The organism is Ruegeria sp. AO1 (assembly GCF_056535985.1).
The window spans coordinates 1,206,705-1,227,319 of sequence record NZ_JBQFJC010000001.1 but is presented as its reverse complement, the minus strand read 5'-3'; the positions used below and the strand labels follow the sequence as shown (position 1 = coordinate 1,227,319).

The 20,615-nt window shown below is 53.8% G+C and carries 17 protein-coding genes and 2 pseudogenes; 5 read left to right on the top strand and 14 right to left on the bottom strand.

The genetic code is table 11. From position 1 onward, the window contains the following. Positions 1 to 704: 704 nt before the first annotated feature. The 3 genes from ACR3FB_RS06035 to ACR3FB_RS06025 are packed head-to-tail and all read right to left on the bottom strand — an operon-like array spanning position 705 to position 1,889. The gene (locus tag ACR3FB_RS06035) at positions 705 to 869 is read right to left on the bottom strand and encodes a hypothetical protein (RefSeq protein WP_425083423.1); all 165 of its coding nucleotides are present in this window, start codon (positions 867 to 869) and stop codon (positions 705 to 707) included. Positions 870 to 916: 47 nt separating this feature from the next. Beyond that, positions 917 to 1,267 (bottom strand): hypothetical protein, encoded by a 351-nt coding sequence (locus ACR3FB_RS06030; RefSeq protein WP_425083424.1) that lies wholly within the window; start codon positions 1,265 to 1,267, stop codon positions 917 to 919. Position 1,268: 1 nt separating this feature from the next. Continuing rightward, the gene (locus ACR3FB_RS06025; RefSeq protein WP_480565041.1) at positions 1,269 to 1,889 is read right to left on the bottom strand and encodes a hypothetical protein; all 621 of its coding nucleotides are present in this window, start codon (positions 1,887 to 1,889) and stop codon (positions 1,269 to 1,271) included. Positions 1,890 to 2,501: 612 nt separating this feature from the next. Between ACR3FB_RS06025 and ACR3FB_RS06020 the strand changes: the two genes are divergently transcribed. Then, entirely contained in the window at positions 2,502 to 6,101 is a 3,600-nt protein-coding gene (locus ACR3FB_RS06020; RefSeq protein WP_480565038.1) for an adenylate/guanylate cyclase domain-containing protein, read from the top strand. A gap of 27 nt (positions 6,102 to 6,128) precedes the next feature. Beyond that, complete coding sequence (locus ACR3FB_RS06015) at positions 6,129 to 6,386, top strand: DUF4242 domain-containing protein (RefSeq protein ID WP_170376838.1); 258 nt, start codon at positions 6,129 to 6,131, stop codon at positions 6,384 to 6,386. A 162-nt stretch (positions 6,387 to 6,548) separates the two neighbouring features. Here ACR3FB_RS06015 and ACR3FB_RS06010 read toward each other — a convergent pair. Beyond that, positions 6,549 to 6,723, bottom strand: a pseudogene (locus ACR3FB_RS06010) (IS6 family transposase); the annotation flags it as partial. Between the two features lie 211 nt (positions 6,724 to 6,934). On the opposite strand from ACR3FB_RS06010, the gene ACR3FB_RS06005 reads away from it, so the two are divergent. Next, positions 6,935 to 10,315, top strand: a complete 3,381-nt coding sequence (locus tag ACR3FB_RS06005; RefSeq protein WP_480565035.1) for a S8 family serine peptidase — start codon at positions 6,935 to 6,937, stop codon at positions 10,313 to 10,315. 20 nt (positions 10,316 to 10,335) lie between these two features. Here ACR3FB_RS06005 and ACR3FB_RS06000 read toward each other — a convergent pair whose 3' ends face one another. The 3 genes and pseudogenes from ACR3FB_RS06000 to ACR3FB_RS05990 all read right to left on the bottom strand — a co-directional run bounded on the left by ACR3FB_RS06000 (position 10,336) and on the right by ACR3FB_RS05990 (position 11,920). Beyond that, positions 10,336 to 10,698 (bottom strand): hypothetical protein, encoded by a 363-nt coding sequence (locus ACR3FB_RS06000; protein ID WP_480565032.1) that lies wholly within the window; start codon positions 10,696 to 10,698, stop codon positions 10,336 to 10,338. 79 nt (positions 10,699 to 10,777) lie between these two features. Then, entirely contained in the window at positions 10,778 to 11,215 is a 438-nt protein-coding gene (locus tag ACR3FB_RS05995; protein ID WP_425083516.1) for a hypothetical protein, read from the bottom strand. Between the two features lie 63 nt (positions 11,216 to 11,278). Next, positions 11,279 to 11,920: pseudogene (locus tag ACR3FB_RS05990) on the bottom strand (IS6 family transposase). A gap of 185 nt (positions 11,921 to 12,105) precedes the next feature. Between ACR3FB_RS05990 and ACR3FB_RS05985 the strand changes: the two are divergent. Beyond that, entirely contained in the window at positions 12,106 to 12,804 is a 699-nt protein-coding gene (locus tag ACR3FB_RS05985; protein ID WP_480565029.1) for a GntR family transcriptional regulator, read from the top strand. A 194-nt stretch (positions 12,805 to 12,998) separates the two neighbouring features. Here ACR3FB_RS05985 and ACR3FB_RS05980 read toward each other — a convergent pair whose 3' ends face one another. Continuing rightward, a complete protein-coding gene (locus tag ACR3FB_RS05980) occupies positions 12,999 to 13,820 on the bottom strand; it encodes a phytanoyl-CoA dioxygenase family protein (protein ID WP_480565027.1) in 822 nt (273 codons plus the stop codon). Next, on the bottom strand, positions 13,813 to 14,871 hold the full coding sequence (locus tag ACR3FB_RS05975; protein WP_480565025.1) for an L-idonate 5-dehydrogenase: 1,059 nt from the start codon (positions 14,869 to 14,871) through the stop codon (positions 13,813 to 13,815). The genes ACR3FB_RS05980 and ACR3FB_RS05975 overlap by 8 nt, the downstream gene beginning before the upstream one ends. 69 nt (positions 14,872 to 14,940) lie before the next feature. Between ACR3FB_RS05975 and ACR3FB_RS05970 the strand changes: the two genes are divergently transcribed. After that, positions 14,941 to 15,708, top strand: a complete 768-nt coding sequence (locus ACR3FB_RS05970; protein WP_480565023.1) for an SDR family oxidoreductase — start codon at positions 14,941 to 14,943, stop codon at positions 15,706 to 15,708. 47 nt (positions 15,709 to 15,755) lie between these two features. On the opposite strand, the gene ACR3FB_RS05965 is transcribed toward ACR3FB_RS05970, so the two are convergent. The 5 genes from ACR3FB_RS05965 to ACR3FB_RS05945 are packed head-to-tail and all read right to left on the bottom strand — an operon-like array spanning position 15,756 to position 20,615. Next, on the bottom strand, positions 15,756 to 16,346 hold the full coding sequence (locus tag ACR3FB_RS05965) for a LysE family translocator (protein ID WP_480565021.1): 591 nt from the start codon (positions 16,344 to 16,346) through the stop codon (positions 15,756 to 15,758). A 16-nt stretch (positions 16,347 to 16,362) separates the two neighbouring features. Further along, positions 16,363 to 17,286 carry a 2-hydroxyacid dehydrogenase gene (locus ACR3FB_RS05960; RefSeq protein WP_480565019.1) on the bottom strand — a complete coding sequence of 308 codons (924 nt, stop codon included), beginning with the start codon at positions 17,284 to 17,286 and terminating at the stop codon, positions 16,363 to 16,365. Further along, entirely contained in the window at positions 17,279 to 18,127 is an 849-nt protein-coding gene (locus ACR3FB_RS05955; protein WP_480565017.1) for a fumarylacetoacetate hydrolase family protein, read from the bottom strand. The genes ACR3FB_RS05960 and ACR3FB_RS05955 overlap by 8 nt, the downstream gene beginning before the upstream one ends. 11 nt (positions 18,128 to 18,138) lie before the next feature. Beyond that, positions 18,139 to 19,935, bottom strand: a complete 1,797-nt coding sequence (locus ACR3FB_RS05950) for an IlvD/Edd family dehydratase (protein ID WP_480565015.1) — start codon at positions 19,933 to 19,935, stop codon at positions 18,139 to 18,141. Further along, a complete protein-coding gene (locus ACR3FB_RS05945; protein ID WP_480565012.1) occupies positions 19,932 to 20,615 on the bottom strand; it encodes an SDR family oxidoreductase in 684 nt (227 codons plus the stop codon). Before ACR3FB_RS05945 ends, ACR3FB_RS05950 begins: the two co-directional genes overlap by 4 nt.

The window sequence follows — 20,615 nt, the reverse complement described above, 5'->3', positions numbered from 1 at the left end:
ACGTGGATGTCGGTGAACCCTGTGACTCTATGTTCCTCGCATCAGTGTTTCGCAACCATTACGCCGTCACTTCGAACTTGGACGGTCGGCTGCCTTCGAAAGGCGCGACGTCGGTGTACTACCGATCTGCAGCTACGATCCTCAAAGCTGCGTCTCTGGTTAGCCCTTCGACCCGTAAGGCCAGATTAGGTTCAGAATTAAGATTGCAACGAATAGGGTGACAAACTTAAGCACTGTTGCTTTTCGTTTCGGCATGTTCGCAAAAAGTGTCGTCTGGTCGAGGCCCCAGAGGACAGCAAAGCTGATTGCTACGGTGACAATCATATGTGGAATATCAAGGCTCACAGCGTCCCTTTCAAATAACTGAAATGATGTCTAGTGGCGTCGTTTTATGCGACGGCAAAGCAACGTTAGGATTACAAGATTGAGCGCCGGAGCCAGACTTGCAAGCCACGGACGCCAAGCCTCTGGAAAACAATCTGTCAAAGGAACCCATGGCAATCCTATGGGCAGCAGGAATATACCGGACAAAGGGTCTCGCTGCTGACCAAAAAGCCCGAAGGTGCCGACCAGAAGCAGCGCAAGTGCCATGAGGTAAAAGACCCCTACGGTTCGAACAACCCAACGACAGGTATTTGCGGATCCTGACACTGCTTAATCTCTTCGGTATGTTAAAGTGAAACTCTCCGGATGCCGATGTCAGGTTAGTTGCACGCAAGATAGTTGGCGCGATCCGCTTCCGATACATCAACGGGGCATTCGGTGTTCCGGTTTGCTTCGGAAATATCCGCTTCCGTGGTGAAGGATTGCTCTTCTGCACATCCTGCCAAAACGACGAACAGTGTTGCGGCTGCAAGCGTGTATTTCATGGAGCTTCCTTTCAATCAGACAAAGTGTTCAGCCACGACCTAGAGCATTAGCAATCTGCGGCGGGCAGCATAGTGACATCCGAATAACGGCCATCGGCAGTCGCGATGCGTGCGCAGGCACCCGTGCTGCGGTTAAACCAGAAGGCAGTTAGACCGTCTGTCCGGATCAACTCATAGCCGAGGTTTTGTATGCCCATCTCGGCCTGACCGGCCCGCGCACCTTCAAATGCGGAAAGATCGGTGGAGCTTCCCACGGACGGTTGGTCAGTTGAAGGTGCCGTGGGGCTTGAAGTCTCCACGCAACCCGCCACTGCGCAGAGTGTCGCAAATGCACAAACCAGCATAAACGATTTCTTATTGGATTCTCCAATTTGATGCGGAAACTCTTCCGTATTCATGTCATTCGATGCCAAAGATCACGTTGTAGGACTGTGCACCGTTCGAAGTGTTGTAGACTTCGATCACGTGATCTCCCGACTGCCAGAGCTGCCCACGATACTCTTGCGCCGCGCCCGTTTCATCGAGCAGCACAGACCCGTCCGGATTATAGATCACATAAGTCATTCCGGGTCCGTTCGCGGCGAGACGGAAATAAAGGAACTGACCGTCGCGCGCACCCAGGATATACCGCCGGCTCTCTTGTGGCAGGAGAGAGCCGGTCAGCTCCGCACCGGAAGTGCCACTTGCGAACTGCACGCGCTCCGTGCTTGGCGCGCCTGTGCCAGAAGAGCCCGCCATCGCACCACCGCCGTCATCTGCGGCTTGTGCAACGCTCAATTCGGCAACCTGACCATCGTTTGAGACAAGGCATCGCCAGATTGTTTCGCCTCTATCTTGCAACATAACAAGCGAGTTTGCTTCGGAAAACTCGGTGGAGAGCACCGTGCCACCTTGTCCATCTGGCCCACCGACTTCGCGCAATTGGTCGATACAGCCGTCAATTGCTTCCTGCCCAACATATGCGGCGACCGCGAGCGTTGGCAAAGCACAAATACATACAGTCAAAAACGTCAATCGCATTAGATAAATCTCCCAATGGAACCGCGGAAAAATTATAAATACTAAAGCAATGCAAACTTTCGCACGCAATAATGCAATAATAATGTGAACACCGCTCCTGACTCAAAGCAGACAAACAACTCACAAGTCACTCAGCGAATTTTGCGATTGTTCGTTGGTGTTGTGGGCGTCAAAAAAGATCGTTTTTGGCGCGCTTCCCGAGTGCAAACGTTCTTGCGCAGTGCAGCACCCGGCAAAGTGGGCTCACAACCGACTTCAGAGGCGGCGCAGCATCTGTAGTAGTGTGCCGGGTTGGTTCATCTTGGGCGGTGCAAAGCTGCCCTAAGTAGCTGAGTCTGTATGCCGCGTCTCGGCCAATCAAAGGAGATGTTCACCGCGCCATATGGCCTAGCGCAGTGCGTACTCGCCCATCGCGGACAAAGCTCTCTTCAAAGACAAATCATCAAATACGTGCAGCTAATTGGCAAGTTGCGCAATTCTAGAATGCTGAGGCAAGAACCGACCTAATCGGTTGATCTGAAGGTAAAGGTATTCTGCAGCTGTTCATCAAAGGTCATCCCGTTTTGAATGCGTATTCTTGATTAGTGATGCGTATCCCAGCATGATCCAAAGATGTCGGTCGAAATTGTAAAGTGGTTGAAAGATCTCGAACTGAGTCAGTACGCAGATGTTTTTGCGGCAAATGATATCGATGCGCGTGTTTTGCCACTTCTGTCAGACGACGACTTAAAAGAGCTCGGGGTGAGCCTTGGCCACCGCAAGATCATCCTCGCCGCAGTGCAAGAGCTAAGTGGCCAGCAACGCGCAACTTCATCGCCACAAGCATCCCGTGAACACCCCCCGGAAAACGTAAACGCGCCCATCTCAAACCATTCACAAAGTGACGATCCACTCAAAAGTAAGCATGGTGAGCCGGCCACTGCAGAGAAGCGCCACGTAACTGTTTTGTTTGCCGATCTGGTCGGCTCGACGGAACTCACCAATCGTTTCGACCCCGAAGATATGCGGGACTTGCTACAGAACTACCAAGACGCCGTTGCGGGCGCCGTAAGTCGATATGGTGGCTATGTTGCAAAATACTTGGGCGACGGTCTTCTCGTGTTTTTTGGCTGGCCGAGGGCCTACGAAGATCACGCAATTCGGGCCATCAAAGCCGGTCTTGAGGCCGTTCATCGCGTCAGCGAACTCAAAACCCCGGACGGAGAGCGCTTGTCAGTAAGGCTGGGCATTGCGAGTGGTGATGTCGTTGTCGGCGATAATATCGGTGAAAACACATATGAAGAAGGGGCCATGACGGGCCCAGTTGTCAATCTTGCGGCACGGATTCAAGAATTTGCGGAACCAAACTCGGTCGTGTTGTCGGCAGAAGAAACCGAGACCGCCTTGCATCGGATTTTTGAATACAAATCTCTTGGTAAGAAAGAACTAAAGGGTTTTGCAGAACCTCGTACTCTGCTGAAAGTGGTGTCAGAACGCAGTGCGGAAAGCCGGTTTCGGGCCGCACATCGCGATGATGTCGACAGTGTTATGATCGGCCGGGACTACGAAAAGGGTATTCTGCTGCAATCATGGCAACGTGCCCAGAATGGTCATGGAGAGGTTGTGTTGCTGTCTGGTGAAGCCGGGATTGGGAAATCGCGACTTACAGAGGAATTCCTCGCAGATATCACCGCGAACGACCAGGCAGATATCATAAGGCTGAATTGTTCTCCTTATCTCAGCAGTAGCCCCTTTCATCCGGTTGCCCAACGGATATCCCAGGACGCAGGTGTCGAACCGGACTTCGATGACAATCTGATCCTTGAACATGTAAGGAAGATGCTGGAAGGACGGCGCGGACTGGACTGGGAACAAGTTCTACCTGTCTTCGCAGCTTTGGTTGCACCTCGTAGTGCGCTGGCCCAAAAGGTGCTCGAGATGTCGCCGCAGGAGCAGCGCGACATGACAATCCAAACTTTGATTCACACAGTGCAGGTGCGATCAGACGTGTGCCCGGTTGTTCTGTGTGTAGAAGATGCGCATTGGATCGATCCTTCCACACAAGCCTTGTTGGAGCGCTTTAAGTCGATTTCCAGCGACCTTCCTCTGATGATCCTGATTACCCACAGGCCTGGGTGGGAATTGGCCCGCGACGATGGGGACACGCACGTTCAGTCACTAGTACTGCGCCGGTTCGATTCTGCGCATGTTTCACACCTCGTGGCAAACATCACAGGCAAGAAACCGGACGATACCTTGATTGCTAAAATCATTGAAAAGACTGACGGTGTACCTTTGTTCGTGGAGGAATTGACGCGAACGATTGTGGAGGCTGGTGAGCAAGGGCAAATCCACATACCCTCGTCTTTGAAAGGCGCGTTGATGGCGCGTCTTGATGCGGTTTCGCCTAAGGCAAAACAGGTTGCGCTTACAGGGTCTGTTGTTGGCAGAGAGTTTGAGCCGAGCATATTGAATGCGGCGATGCGTCTTGCAGATTCTGATATCGACAAATGCCTCGAAGAACTTTCGCGAACTGGCATAGTCTTCGAAAGCGGTCACAATCGCGGGCACTTTGTGTTCCGTCATGCCCTTATTCGCGATACCGCCTATCAGTCCATGCTAAGCTCAACTCGAAAACAACAACACGCAGATGTGGCGCGTGCGTTGATACAGACAAGGTCCGCCGAGATCGCGCGTCGTCCCGAACTGGTCGCCCGACACCTTTCAGAAGCTGAGGATTGGAGGGCTGCGTTCGAAAAATGGCGAATTGCGACAGAAATGGCGTTGGCGCGATCTGCCAGCCAGGAGGCGATGACGAACGCCAGAGAAACGTTGCAAGCTGCTGAAAAACTTGGCTCAGACTCCAAAACAGAATTGATCAAAGGCAAGATTCTTGTTGGCCGCAGCCACGACAGCCTGGGTCAATTGCCTGAAGGTATTGCAGTTCTGAAAGACGCCTCCAACGCGGCCCGGGCGGTGCACGATGTGGAATTGGCCGCTGACGCGGCCAACCATTTCGCTGACTCATGCATGATGTCTAGCGAAAGGCACAATGAAGCAATCGATCTCTGCGACAATGCATTAAAAGACTTGCCCGATGCCGATGAAGTCCGTCGGTGCAGATTGATGAGCCAACTCGCGCGCGCGCACATGTTCGTCGGTCAGTTCTCCGAAGGTGCGCGTTTCGGCCAGAAGTCCATGGAACTGGCCGCAAAACTGGGAGACTATAAATCCCAGTTCTCGGTAATGATGATGCATTTTGGGGCCCCATTCGTTGCGCGGAAGGGGAGAGAGGCCCGCCATTGGCGCGAAAATCTGGAGGCCATGCACGGGGTGGCCGAGCATCTTGGAAGTATCGATCAAGGGCGGGACCGAACTCTGAGCTTGTTTGTAGGCGCCGAGATGGCCGACCGTGAATTGATGGACCACTCTCTGGGTTTGCTTACCGAAATTTCGGAAAAGGGCAATCATCTGCAACTCTATTGGGTTCAGAAACACGCACGCGCCATGGTTGCAATTATGGACGGCGATCTTGAGCAAGCCGAGAAACACGCCACAGAGGCGGTGAAGATTGGTCGAAAGACCCACGGCGAACATGTTGAGGGCGTCTTTGGAGTTCAGATGTTCACGATCCGCCGCGAGCAAAATCGACTGCACGAAGTTGCGCCTGTGATCAAGAAATTGATGACAGACAGCCCCGAAGACATTTCGTGGAAGCCCGGCTTTGGGCTTATCGCTGCCGAGCTTGGATACAAGGAACCTGCCGAACGAATACTGAATGAAATGGCTGCCAATGGCTTCGATCTTCCCCCCGACGCCATGTATTCAACGACATTGTCCTATCTGGCTGACATATGTGTCGCCATTGAGCATCAGGAACACGCCAAGACACTCTATGGAATGCTTGCTCCTTATGAAGACCTGACGATCACCGCTGGGGCCACTACAGTATGCACTGGCGCGGCCGCGCGACGCCTCGGTTGTCTGGGCACGGTTCTGAAGGACTGGGATGCCGCTGAGAAGATGTTCGAGAAGGCCATAGAACTTGACACGCGCATGAAATGCCCACCTTGGGTCGCGCACAGCAAGGCGGCATATGCAACTGCATTAAGGCGGCGCGGGCGCCAGAATGATGTGGAACAGGCGTTTCAACTGGAAGGGGAAGCGTTGGCAATTTCACAGAAATTGAGTATGGTTTCCCTCAGATCAAAGCTCGAAGGAGTAGCGAGTTAAGGTTATTAATCAGGTTTGGGGGACTTTATGCCAAGGTACATAATTGAAAGAAATTTCGCCGAGCAGCTTAACGTCACAGACGATGACAAGATTCACATCAAAGAAATCAATGACGAAGTCGGCGTCGAGTGGATTTTTTCGTTTCTCAGTGCAGACAAGCGCAAAACGTATTGCTTGTACGAAGCCCCGGATGAAGAAAGCCTGAGAAAGGCGGCCGAACGCCTGAACATTCCCGCCGATGTCATAACGCCTGTGGATCGGATTGATCCGGCAATTTTCGCCTGATCAGCATCGTATTTTACTTAAATCAGTAAAGCTCATTCGCGAGGCAACGCGACGGAATCATCAACTACCTGAGGCGACACTGCAAGAAGCCTGACCTGACAATAGGGATAGTGCTTTTGGACGCATTCGAACTAGTTTCAGTTTGCCGCAGAAAACGTGAAACTAACCGGAACAAAGCTGACGCCACTCGGCGAGAGTGGCGGTTCGTGTCTAGATTGAAGGTATCTCTGCTGGCCGGCGCTCTTTCCTAGTTGAAGTGGTTGTATACGGAGGAATGGACGGAGGCGAATTTACACAGAATTAGCATGTGCCTGAAACGCTGTATCGCGCGCCCGCGACAAAGGCGTTTTTTGCTCGGGCGCTGAAGCGGCGCCGAACCGGCCCATGACCGCGACGGGTGGCAGGCGACAAGATTGAGAATCGTCGTGACTTGTGATAATCTATTGGAACAGATCGGCGTATTTTAGTCGATCTAATGAACATAATTTTAGGTATATTTTTTAGATATTTATGGCCAAAATGGCCAATTCTTGCAAGGAGTTTTCCCGATGTCAGAAGACAAGCGTGTTCCGGCCTATTTGCGTATTCTAGTTGTAAACGCCAAAGACGAGGTTCAGCCGAATTCCAAGGTTGTGGTGCGCACCGGTGGTCAGGATGGTGAAGAGGTTAGTGTCCCTTTTGACAAGCCCACAGGTCACTATATCGCCCGCAAGCTGAAACCGGGGCCGGTGACGCTGACCGTTACGCAATCAGGGATGGAAAAACAGGTACGTGGCGCCCTTGTCGGCGACGGCGAAAACAACGAGATCTTTATTCTGGGGGAGGAAGGTGCGCGGACTTATTTTCGTGGCAAAGTCCGGGTACCGATCACCGCAGATCCGGACCTGATCGGTGTGGTACTTGATCGCAAGTTTCGCGATCAGGGTGGCGAAGCCGACGATATCGCCGCTGACCTTGGAATGGCCGCGGAGAAGATCCCTGACCTGGCCCGTCGGGCAGGGATGCGGCTGTTTCGGGTCGGGTCAGCAAACCGCGGTGAGGCCCTTGCCCAACTGACCCGCGCCGAGACCATCGAGCATGTCGGTATCGTGGTGCAAACCCGGGAAGGCGGGTTCAGTTTTCTGACCCGTGAAGTTGTGGTCAAGTTCACCGGTCCACGGATCGAAGAGGTTCGCAAGATCGCCCGCGAGTTTGGCTTTCGCGTCCAGCGCGGGCTTGTTTATGCCGATGGTGCCTTTGTATTTGAGTGGGACGGCAGCCCCGATGAGCTGCTGGATGTGATCGAAAAGCTTGCCGCGCGCGAGGATGTGGAATGGGCCGAGCCCAGCGTCGTGGTCTCGCCCGAGCTTGATGCGATCACCCCCGGGGACACCCTTTGGCCAGGGCTTTGGGACCGCCAGCTGATCGGGTTGGAGGATGCATGGCAGAACCTTCAGGACGCAGGGTTGGATACCTTTGGTGACCCAGATATTCTGTTGGCTGTGTGGGATTCCGGCACACAGACGGCAGGAGGAGTGCCCACCAACTCGGACTATGACGGGACCTTGTCGAACGGCCAGCCCAAAGTCCTGACCAGTTTCGATTTTGAACTGATGGTGGCCAACAATGATGCGCCCTGGGACGATCACGGATCCGGTGTTGCGGGCGTGTCGGTCGCGATGGCCAACAATCCGACCCCCTTCGGGGCCAGGGGCGTGGTTGGGTCAGCTCCGAATGTGCAGACCATGCTGGTTGCGGGTCGGTTGCCTTATGTCGATATCGAGGTGGCTGACCAGTATATCTGGATGGCCGGTTTCGATCCGCAAAGTCCGCTGGCAGGGTTTCCGGCCGCACCTCCGGCGAAGGGCGCGGATGTCATCACCTGCAGCCTGACACCAGGGGCCGGGTCAGTGCTTTCGGGCACCGCGCAGGCCGCGCTGGATTTTGTTACAACCTTTGGGCGCGGAGGAAAGGGAACGCTTTGTTTCTTCTCGACCGGCAACCAAAACATGAACATCACCACCTGGCGGCCGTATGGGGCGTATGAAAAGTGCATCGCGATTGCGGCGTCGTCGCTCGATGATGACGGCACTACCGAGATCCGGGGGCCCTATTCCGGCTGGGGTCCAATTGATTTTTGTACCCCCTCGCAGGATGCGCTGGGAACGATTCACAACCCCAATACCGGGTTCATGCCTTGGTCCTCGGCGCATCTGGGCGCGGGGAACCTGCCAAGCCGGATTACGGCAACCACCACGCTGACGGCAGCGGCTAGTGCTGGCGCCACGACAATTTCCGTGGCCAGTACCGCAGGTTTTGCCGTCAATGCGGTTATTCACCTTGGACCGTTTGGTGCGGTGGGAAGCGAACCGGCCCAGGTCACGGCGGTCAACGCAGGCACCAACACCCTGACTATTCAGGGCTGGGTCGGTGGTTTCTCTGGGTGGGGAGGCGGCCTGATGAATGATCACGCCTCAGGTGATGTCGTTGTGACCGGCCCGGCCAATCACAAGAACAACTTTGGCGGCACCTCTTCGGCGACGCCGCTGGCCGCCGGGATCGGCGCCCTTGTTTTGTCTGCAGATCCTAGACTGACCCATATCGAAGCGCGAGAGATCATGCGTGACACCGCGATCAAGCTTGATCCCACAAATACCGACCCTACCGGGCAATGGCTTGATATCAATGGCGACCCGTCGGTGACCTCTGGTCTGGCGCCGGTCAGAAGCGGCTGGTACGGCTATGGACGGCTTGATGCTGCGGCGGCTGTGCAGGGCGCTATCGACAACATGGCCAACCGAGACCTTGTCATCCGCGACAACCTGTCCGACAGCGGATCGGTCGCAACGATCGGCCAGTTCTGGAACAGTCCCGATATCTGGTGCCGGACCTCTGACCCGGACACTGATCCGGCGGCCTTCCCGGCCAGCTATGCCATCGCCGGACCGCATCAGGCGCCGATCCGCGGACAACAGAACTGGATCTGTCTGCGCGTCGCCAACAATGGCACCACAGCCTCGCTTGATGCATGGGTCCGCATTTCAATCGCGCATTTCCCGGGGTTGGAGTTCACCTATCCGACCAGTTGGCAACCTACTAACGGGCCAGGTGATCCCCTGCCCTCGCCAATGGTGCCCGGCACCTATTTCATTGGAGAGGCCAAGGTGACGGGCGTCGCCCCCGGGGCGGACCAAACCGTCGTTGTGCCCTGGCCTGCTGGGCTTGTTCCGCCGGCCACGGTTCCGACGGCGGGCGGCGACGTCAACTGGCACCCATGCCTTCTGGCGGAAATTACACCGCATGATGGGCCGACACCCACTGGCAATCACGTCTGGGACGACAACAACCTGGCGCAGAAAAACATCTCGATCGTCGATGCAGATACCGCACCGGGCGCTGATTTCCGGGCGATTGCCGTTGTCGGCAATATCGAGAACCGGGCCAAGTGCGTCCATGTCGAGATCAACCGGGGCCGTCTGCCCCGACAGGTCCAGCTGTTCCTTGATCTGATGGATCCGGCGCTGACTCGCCAGGTTTTGTGGGGCGAGGATCAGGGCCCCGACACACCGTTCCGGATCGAAAATGACCGGCTGGGCCGTCTCCTGAGGATGTCTGATCTGTTTGAAAACAAAGTGCTGCGCGATCGCATCACCGGTCGTCTTCCGTCAACGATCAACGACACTTTGACCGCCTTTCACCCGTCTGTGCGTCCGCCGTGGCGACGCGGTGTGCATGAGGGGCGCGAGGTCATCCTGTTGTCGCCGCTGCATCGCATCAGGGTACCGATCTGCGCGGGCCCGGGGCGACTGGTGCCGATGATCATCGGGGGCATTCAGACCGGAGAAGCAGAGCCTGGCGAATATGAGATTGTCATGATCCAGCGTCAGGAGGATGGTTCGGTCAGTGGATCAGCAGCAACGCTCCTAAGGATCGATAAGCCAAAGGGCTGACAAGAGCGGGCAAGCGGCGGTCAGGTCGATCGGCGCTTGCGGCGAAGTTGATCAAAGCGAAGGCCACTTGATTTTTCGCCGCGCCCTGTTTGCTTGCGCGCACCAAACCTTGTGAAAACCGCACCACCATACAAGCGGGTCCGCTGGAAGCTTTGACTGACCTCGATCCCAGCGCGCGGGACTTCCTCTTCGTGGATATCGTAGGGATCGCCACTGCCAAGAATGTGACGCAGCAGGTCGCTGCGCGACCTGATGGGCTCCGGCGGGATCGGGTCACCGTCGATCAGGCGGGGCATCGCAGCGCGGCGCAGCTGGATTTCGCGGATGCTGCCCGGCACATGCACCGGGATAAACGGGATCCAGTTCTCGGGCACGCGAGGCATGACGTGGTAGCGCCAAGCGGCGTCGTTTTCCAAAGGATCGGTTGGCTTAGGAAACGGCACACGCTCGTCGAACAGACGTTTAAAGTAACGCCGGGTCTCGCGCCCGCCACAAGGCCAAATCGGCGTTCGCTGTGGGCAAAGGCACACAGGGCTCGATCCCCCAAACCATGTTTGTCATCTCGTCGCCGATCAGCTCCGCCGCCTCCAGCAGGCGCCCTTCGTGGATTTTCGGGGCAGAGGGGATCAACAGGAGGATGGTATCGGCGGTAATGTCGTCGGACCCGTGTGTGGCGAGGTTATACATGGACCAGCGTTGCCAGTCCTGATCATCGCCCTTGCTTGCTGCCTCGATCCAGAGCCGTTCGCCAAAGTCGTTTGTTACGTTTAGTCCACGCAACCTTGCAACAGATCCCGCAAGCATGGTCAGAGGCAACATGAACCAATCGTTGGCGTAGACCAGCGCAAACTCCATCACCAGAAGACTGTTGATCTCGGTCGTGTCGGGAGTTGCTATCAAACAAACTCGAAGCAGACTCAGCTAGGCCAGTATAGCTGCCTTTTTTGCCACACCAAGTTCACGTCACTCGGCGAGAGCGGCGGTGCGCGTCAGCTTGAAAATACCTCTGCTGGCGAGCGATCTTCCCTGATTGAAGTGGTTGTAGACGAAGGATTGGACGGAGGCGAATTTCTGTAGACTTCGCAAACTCCTGAAACGTTGCATGGCTCGTTCTCTTCATCGGAACGGCAAGTGAGAGTTCTCAGCACGGTTGTTGAGCCACCTACCCGTCTGTTGTTTTTCCATTGCACCCATTTCTCTGAACGCAGACTTGTAGGAAGCGAAGCGATCTTTGACGATCTCTTTCTTCGGCGCAACCGTGCCGCTTCATCAACCTCCTAAGGAATTTCAGTTCTGAAGTATTTTTCGACGTTTGGTGACAATAGCTTTTAGCACCTCTCCTTCGTGATCAACGGCCCGCCAAAGTCAATGTCGCTCGCCATTCACCTTCACGAAAACCTAACCCATGTGCCGCTTCCATTTGGCGAACGCGCGCAGTTGCCAAACTGGCCTGCTTCTGATCAAAGCAGCAAACATCGGGCCGAACTTGTTCCACCAATAGCGGATAGTTTCACGGCTCATGTCAATGCCTCGCTCCTGCAGTAGATCTTCGACATTCTGAAACGAGAGCGGGAAACGGATATACAGCACAACAGCTAGGTGGATGAACTGGGGACTAGTTTTGAATTATTTGAAAGAGGTGGGTCTGGTCATAGGGAAAAAGCTCAGCAACCACCCTGTCCCAATCTGACAGAGTTAATCTGACAAGACCGCTCGATAGTCATTGGGCACTGACCCTAACACATTGAATGCCAGTGTTTCGGTTGATACAGTCCTGATAGGGGAAACAAATGGCTCTATTCAACCGCCCAAAATCATTAACCGAGTTAGTGGCTGAAAACCTGAAAGACCGCATTGTAAGCGGCGAGTTCGATCTAGGTGAACAGCTTTCGGAAGCTAAAATTGCCAAAGAACTGAAAGTTAGTCGAACGCCGGTACGTGAAGCGATCAATAGACTTGAAATGGAAGGGCTATTGGTCGTCGAACCTCAACGTGGATCATTCGTATTTGATCTTGAACCTGACGAACTCGACAAACTAATCGATGCGCGCGTTTGCCTTGAAACCGCGGCGTTAAAATTCGCTATGCAAACCAAAAGCAAAAGGCTCCATGTCGAACTGGATAAATCCGTTCAAGAAATGAATCTGGCAAGAGATTCCGGAAATGATGCGGAATATCTTCGTCAGGACACTATCTTCCACCAGTGTATTTTCGATTGCGCGAACAATAGGTTCCTCAATGACGCCTATCAGACAATAGCTTTGAAAGTCTCAGCCGTGGGCAACAGGCTCGGCCGCCACCCTCGGCATATGTCGAGATCTCACAAGCAGCACATTGAACTCGTCAAGGCAGTGAACCAGGGTGATTTCCAAAATGCTTTCAAAGTATTGGAAAATCACATTGACAAAAAGAGTGGTTCATATTGGAGCGAAGTAACTGAAAAGGTCAAAACAAAGGAAGAGGCGCTGAGCGCAACGAGCGCAAATTAAGAATTAAGCAGAATACTTTAAGAGCTTCCAGTGACTATTTTGATTTCGAGCTTGCCGTAGACTTCCTCTACAACTTTTCGCCCAATGGAGGAAAGGCTGAGCTGCGACGAGAACTTTTGAATATCCACTAGTTTTCGCGATTTAGGTCGGCTTCCGGGCCGATGGAACAATGGTTCTGAGCTTGCCAAGGGGCGTCACTTTACTCCTGCGAAGAGTATTTGTTTTTTGCGGTCTGCATCCCTTTGACACACAACGAAATCCTCCTCATGCAAAAAGCCCTGAGGGGAGGACGCAACTGAGAAATGCCCAAAATCATCTCGCCCTGCGACTAGCGCAACCAAGGTTTTCACACCGTTTTTCTGTTTCATTGAGGGTTTTATGAAACGCAACGCCGCACCAATGCGTCTATCGTCTGTGTTATTGGGTCCTGATGCGTGGAAAAGATGCCCGTGATGCATGGACGCCTGCCCCGCACGCAATTCGGCAGCGACTGCATCTCCTTCGTTCACATCGACTGCGATTTCCTGCCCACGTGACAAAAGGTTGTTTTCGCTGAAGGTGTCCACGTGAGGCACGATACGGCTTTTGTGGCTGCCAGGAACAAACTTCATACACCCGCTTTGCTCGGACGCTTCTGAAATCGCAACCCAACAGGTAACCTCTTCAGCATCATCCAGTCCCCAATAGGTCAAGTCCTGGTGCCACGAGACTATTTTCGATGATCGCGCTTCTTTTACGAAAAGTGCACCGCTCCAAACCATGAGGTCCGGCCCTAACACCGTTGAAGCAGCCTCAATCAGCTTCGGATGGCGAAGAAGTGCATCGAATGATTGTATCAGCCTGTCCGGATACGAATATAGAAGCTTGAGTTTCTCTGGGTCGTCTCTGAGAATGCGCTCTGCTTTCTCAAAATCATCGCGCAGCGTTTGGACCTCAGAAGCTGTCAGGATATCCAGCGGAGCTACGAAACCATCTCGTTCATAAGTCTTTGCAATATCACGCGTTCGTCTATCCATTGCCAGTATCCGGAAAAGTTAACTGCACCTTCATTGATTGGCTTCGATCAGACGCGACCTCGAAAGCCGTGACGGCCTCGCCTACCTCGAAGGAATGCGTCACCAACAGGTCGACATTTATTAGTCCGCTTCGCATCATCTCGACCGCGACTGAGAATTCGGAATGGAAACGGAAAGACCCGCGAAGCACTATCTCTTTCGCAGTCAACGCCTGCATCGGCACTGTCATATCTCCGCCCAGACCAAGCTGAACCAATGTTCCACCCGGTCGCAAGCAAGCGACACCAGAAGCCAGAGCCGATTGAGCCCCGGAACACTCCAGTTGGACATCAACTTGGCCCTTGTCCTTTTCAAACTGCTCCAGTTTTTGCGGATCGGCGTAGGTGTTGATGACATCGTCTGCCCCGCATTCACGCGCCAGAGCGAGGGTCTGGTCCGAGATATCCGTCGCCACTATTCTGGCCGCTCCAGAACGACGTGCCGCCAAGATCGTGAGGCAGCCGATCGGACCGCATCCCGTGATGAGTACCGTTTTACCCAGGAGGCTCCCGGCTTGTTTAATCGCGTGCAAACAGACCGCCAGAGGTTCGGCCATGGCGGCCTGCGCAGGGCTCAACCCATCTGCCGGAACGCATTGACTGGCCTTCGCCACGAGCTTGCTTTGAAAAGCGCCTTGGATATGTGGGAACGGCATCGCGCTGCCATAGAACTTCATATCAAGACAGTGGTTTTGCTGCCCGTTCAGACAATAAGTGCAGGCTTGGCAAGGGCGGGATGGAGAAACTGCAACCAGTTGACCTAGGTGTAGCCCCTGCACGCTTGACCCAGCTTTCACGATTTCCCCGGCGACTTCATGTCCTAGCACCATAGGTTGACGCAACTTGATCGCACCGAAACCACCGTGGTTATAATAATGCAGGTCAGAGCCGCAAATCCCACCCGCGCGCATGGCAATCAAGACTTCGTCCGGCCCCACGTCGTGAACGTCCCGGTTTTCCAACCTCAGATCTTTTGCGGCATGGATAACAACAGCAACACTGGCCGAAGACATTGCACGGACTCCCTATACAGATTGCCAAAAGATACGGATAGTCGGTGCTGACAACCAAGGGATTTTTGCATGACGCTTGAAATGTTCAACCTAAAGGGAACACGCGCACTCGTAACAGGCTCTAGCCAAGGCATTGGATTTGCGTTGGCTCGTGGCTTGGCTGCCGCCGGTGCGCAGGTCGTTTTGAACGGGCGCGACACCGCGAAACTAGCGGCAGCCGCATCCGAGTTGAGCGAAACAGGCGCCTCGGTAAATGAACTTTCATTCGATGCGACCGATCATGAAGGTGTCCGATCTGCAGTGGACAACTTTGAAGAGAACGTCGGCCCCATCGACATCTTGATCAACAACGCCGGTATGCAACACAGGACGGAGTTACAGGATTTCCCCGCTGATGCCTTCGAGCGCCTATTGCAGACAAATGTCGCGTCCGTCTTTCACGTCGGTCAGGCTGTGGCACGGCACATGATTGAAAGAAAGTCAGGTAAGGTCATCAACATTGCGTCGGTTCAATCCGCATTGGCACGACCAGGTATTGCGCCCTACACGGCAACAAAAGGTGCCGTAACCAACCTGACAAAAGGAATGGCAACTGATTGGGCTAAGTATGGTCTAAACTGCAATGCCATTGCGCCTGGATATTTCGATACTCCTTTGAACGCTGCATTGGTTGCCGACCCAGAGTTCAGTGCGTGGCTGGAGAAACGTACCCCGGCCGGTCGCTGGGGCAATGTAGAAGAACTTGTCGGTGCCGCCATTTTCCTTGCGTCCCCTGCATCCAGTTTCGTCAATGGACATACGCTCTATGTCGATGGTGGAATAACGGCGTCACTTTGATTTGTGGCGTTCAATCGACTGTTAGGTACGACTGACGTACGCGTCGTCTAAAGCGCCGACGCCAATGCAATCACCACAACAACCATCAACGAAGCTGCCATCGCAAAGTTGATCCTTTGATGCGATCTCTCGCTTAAATCAAGGCTGCCCAGCTTTGCGCCAGCACCCAGCCAAATCATGTGCACTGGCACCCAAATCATATTGAAAACTATGAGTTTTATGACGACCTCCCAAACGGGCGCATCGGGCAAAAAGGCAAACCCTGAAAACAATGCTGTGCCGACCACGTAAGCCTTGGGATTAATGAACTGAAGTGTCAGCCCGTTCGCAAAACCAAGTGGCGAGACCGCAGGGGAAAACCCGACCTTTGAGCCAGCGCTAGCAATACGCCAGGCGAGAAATCCCAAATACCCGACAGAGGCAAATAGCAGGAAAGTTCTAAGCACCGGAATGGCCAAAGCTACCGCAGCGACACCAGAGACAACCAACATCATGTTGATGAACCCGCCGAGCATCAAACCAGCGACGAAGGCGAGTCCGGCTCGAAAACCAAATGCTGATCCAATACCCGCAGTTGTTAAAACACCTGGGCCCGGCGTAATCAGCAGAAAGAAAACCGCAACAGCAAACTCAAACACTTTTCGGATCAGCCTGTTACAGATTTCTGCATTCTGGCACAGCTGTGATCACCGATCCGTCCTTAAGGTGTTGCAGGAGGTTGTCGACGGTTAGGTCACCCATTGCTGCTCGTGTCTCAATAGTCGCGCTACCAGCGTGAGGGAGCAGAGTGACATTGGACAGCTCGCGCAATGCTTTTGGAACACGCGGTTCGTCCTCAAAAACATCAAGCGCCGCCCACCCAAGCTCACCGTTTTGCAATGCATTGATGAGGGCAGTTTCGTCGACGACCGAACCTCGACTAACGTTTATTAAAGTGCCGCCTGCCCCCAACGCGCGCAGCACCTCAGCGTTGACCAGCTTATTGGTCGACGGGCCGCCGGGCGTTATACATATGAGGACGTCCACATGTTCCGCCATTTCAACCAAATTGTCGAAATACCGGTAAGCGACATCCTTTTGACTGCGGGTGTGATAAGAAATTTCGGGGGCCCACGGCTCCAACTTATCAACGATCGCCTGACCAATGCGACCAAGACCAAGAATGCCTATTTTTTGATTGTCCGCAGACCGCGTCAAAGGGGCATTGCCTTCAACTTCCCACCGTCCGGACCGAACGTAGTCATCGTCACGTATGAGTTCTCGGTAACATGACAGCAATAGCAGAACGGCGGTGGTTGCGACTTCTTTGTTCAACACATTGGGTGTGTGCGTCACAACAATCCCACGCTCAGCCGCGGCGTTCGCGTCGACGGCGTCGTAGCCGACCCCATAGACACTGATCATCTTCAGATTACTGAGTGATGTCATCAGGTCATGCGGAACACCATCGTGCCCGTTCGTAACGATATGCGTAACATTTTCCGCGTCGAAATCGTCCAATTGATGGATGTCGAACGCTGCGGACAGGCGCTCTCGCATCCGTTCAGTGATCCCTCCGATTTGCAATAAGTCAGTCATCTTGGCCGACCTCTTGCCGCTGAACACCAAGTCCATCGATGCGAAGCTCCATGACGTCGCCTTTTTTCAGGTAAATGGGTTCCGGTTTGATCCCCATTCCAACACCGGGCGGTGTTCCAGTTGAAATGACGTCACCTGGGTACAGTGTGAAAAGTTGACTTAGATGCTCAATGATCTCGGCAACGGAAAAGATCATCGTAGCAGTATTCCCGGTTTGCATGCGCTGGCCATTTACATCCAGTGACATCCCAAGGCTTTGAGGATCCGGCACCTCATCCCGGGTCACTAGCCACGGACCAGTAGGGCCGAATGTGTCGCAAGACTTGCCTTTGGTCCATTGACCGGTCAGTTGAGTTTGAAAATGTCTTTCTGACACATCGTTTACGATGCAATAGCCCGCAACATGTTCGAGCGCGTCGGCCTTGGAAACGTATTTGGCCGTCTTACCGATGACGACACCCAGTTCACATTCCCAGTCGGTGTGTGTAGATCCTCGCGGCATGACGACATCGTCATATGCCCCAATGACCGCTGAGTTAGCCTTGAAAAAAAGTATTGGATGCTCGGGAATATCTGCGCCGGTTTCTGCAGCATGGTCCGAGTAGTTCAAACCGATGCAGAGAAACTTACCAATGTCACCGACACATGGTGCGATACGAGGATCACCCTCCACAATTGGCAGGTTGTTCGGATCCAATGAACGCAAATTGTCAAGCGTTCCATCATCCAGCACGTCACCCGTGATATCGTTGATATGGGCGGACAGATCCCGCAATTGACCCTCAGAGTCGACCAGGGCCGGCTTTTCCGAGCCCTCGGCTCCGTAACGAACAAGTTTCATTTCTGTTCCTTTTAGTGATTGTCACGGGGCATGAAGCCTCGCGCGATATCGCGGTAGTTTTCTGCCCCCTTGAGCGTCATACCGCGATCCAAACGATCTACTTTTTCGCGGAAAATTTCCTGCCACGGGGATTGGTTGGGCGGCATTGCATACCCACCACTTGCCTCCAGGTCGCGGGCGCGTTCATGCAGCTCTTCGAGCGAAACCAACATATCTGCTGTGCCTTTGCCAAGATCGATGCGCAGTCGGTCGCCATTTCGTACCAAGGCTAACCCACCACCCTCTGCAGCTTCGGGTGAGGCGTTCAGGATAGACGGACTTCCTGATGTACCGGATTGCCGTCCATCACCGATGCAAGGAAGGGCTTCGATGCCTTGCTTTATCAAATATGCGGGCGGACGCATGTTCACGACCTCTGCGGCACCCGGGTATCCTTTTGGCCCTGCTCCGCGCATAATCAGAATACAGTTTGCGTCGATGTTTTCTGCGGGATCATCGATCCGATGGTGAAAGTCCTCAGGCCCATCAAACACAACTGCCCTACCCTCAAATGCACTAGGATCATCCGGGTTCGACAGGTAGGTCTCTCGAAATGCCTTGGAGATCACAGATGTCTTCATAATCGCGCTTTCGAACAGGTTACCCGAGAGATTGATGAACCCCGCCTGTTGCTTAACCGGGCTACCGACAGGCTTGATTACTTCGCTATTCTGAGATCGGCGCGCCGAGCAATTGTTGCCCATCGTCTTGCCGTTCACCGTCATCGCATCGGGATGCGGCAACAATCCAGCATCAAGAAGCTCTCCGACAACGGCGGGTACACCTCCGGCCTGTTGGTAATCTTCGCCCAGATACTCACCCGCAGGCTGCATGTTTACCAACAGAGGAACGTCGTGGCCAAGTTTCTGCCAATCATCGTTGGTCAATGGAACACCAAGATGCCGGGCGATTGCATTCAGGTGGATCGGCGCGTTCGTCGATCCGCCAATCGCAGAGTTGATAACAATCGCATTCTCAAAAGCCTGACGTGTCATCACATCGCTGGGGCGTAGATCCTCCCAGACCATGTCCACAATACGTTTTCCGGTTTCATAGCTTATTTGACCGCGCTCTCTATACGGGGCTGGTATGGCTGCTGATCCTGGCAATTGCATACCCAAGGCTTCAGCAAGCGAATTCATGGTAGTTGCTGTTCCCATCGTATTGCAATAACCCACCGAAGGTGCCGCGGCGGCTGCAATTTCCATGAACTCATCGGTGTCGATTTCGTCAGCCGCAAGGTCTTCGCGCGCTTTCCAGATAACCGTGCCTGATCCGGCGCGCTCGCCTTTCCACCAACCGTTGAGCATTGGACCAACTGACAAGGCAATCGCCGGGATGTTGACAGTCGCAGCGGCCATAAGAAGCGCAGGTGTGGTCTTGTCACAACCAATGTTTAGAACAACGCCATCAATCGGATACCCGAATAGACTCTCAACCAAGGACAGATAAGCCAGATTGCGGTCAAGTGAGGCCGTTGGCCGTTTACCGGTTTCTTGTATCGGGTGGACCGGTATTTCGATGCACGTTCCCCCGGCGGCGATGATTCCGTCGCGAACGCGTTTGGACAACTCGATATGATGCCGATTACAGGGGCTCAAATCACTGCCAGTCTGAGCAATGCCAATGATCGGTTTGCCTGATTGCAGCTCCGCACGGGTCAACCCGTAATTCAGGTATCTTTCCAGATACAATGCAGTCATCTCAAGGTTCTCGGAATTCATAAACCACTTACGAGATCGCAGATCGTCCTTTGATACTTTTGTCATTGGGCTGACCAACCTCCGTCAATTTTACGTGTGTGTCCTGTGGTGAATGCACTCTCATCGCATGCCGGATAGACGACATATGCAGCAATCTCTTCTGCTTTCGCTACACGCCCCGTAGGCCGGCACGCCAAAAATCGAGCAAGGGCTCCGTTTCTCGTGCCCAGTTGCTCGCCCAACGCATCTACGCGATCACGCCTGCTGGGACTGTCGACCATTGCTCGGCGAACGCAATTGCACCGAATTTCTTTCGCGATGAAATCCACGGCCACCGATTTCGTCACCCCAACAACGGCAGCCTTTGTTGCGCGAACTATTGAGCCTAGGTCGAAGTCCATGGCGAAATCCCATTCACTATCAGTTGCAACCAGAATAGTTCCGTGATGCACGAACCCGTCGCCGTTGAACAAAACATCAGGCTTCAATCGCGTGACCCCATGACGAATACTGTAATCGTTCGCCACATACATCTCGAAAATTTCGTGATTTTCGAGATTCTGACTGCGAATCGAATTTAGCTTTTCGGAGTTTATATCCGTCGCATAGACTTTCGCACCCCTTCTTGCCGATGAAATCGTACTTGCAATTCCCATCCCTTGTGAGGTGGCTATGGCTAGGTCGCGCTTCCCCTTAAGCTTTTCTAACATATAAATATTCCAACTCATAAGGTGGCGGTTGAACAA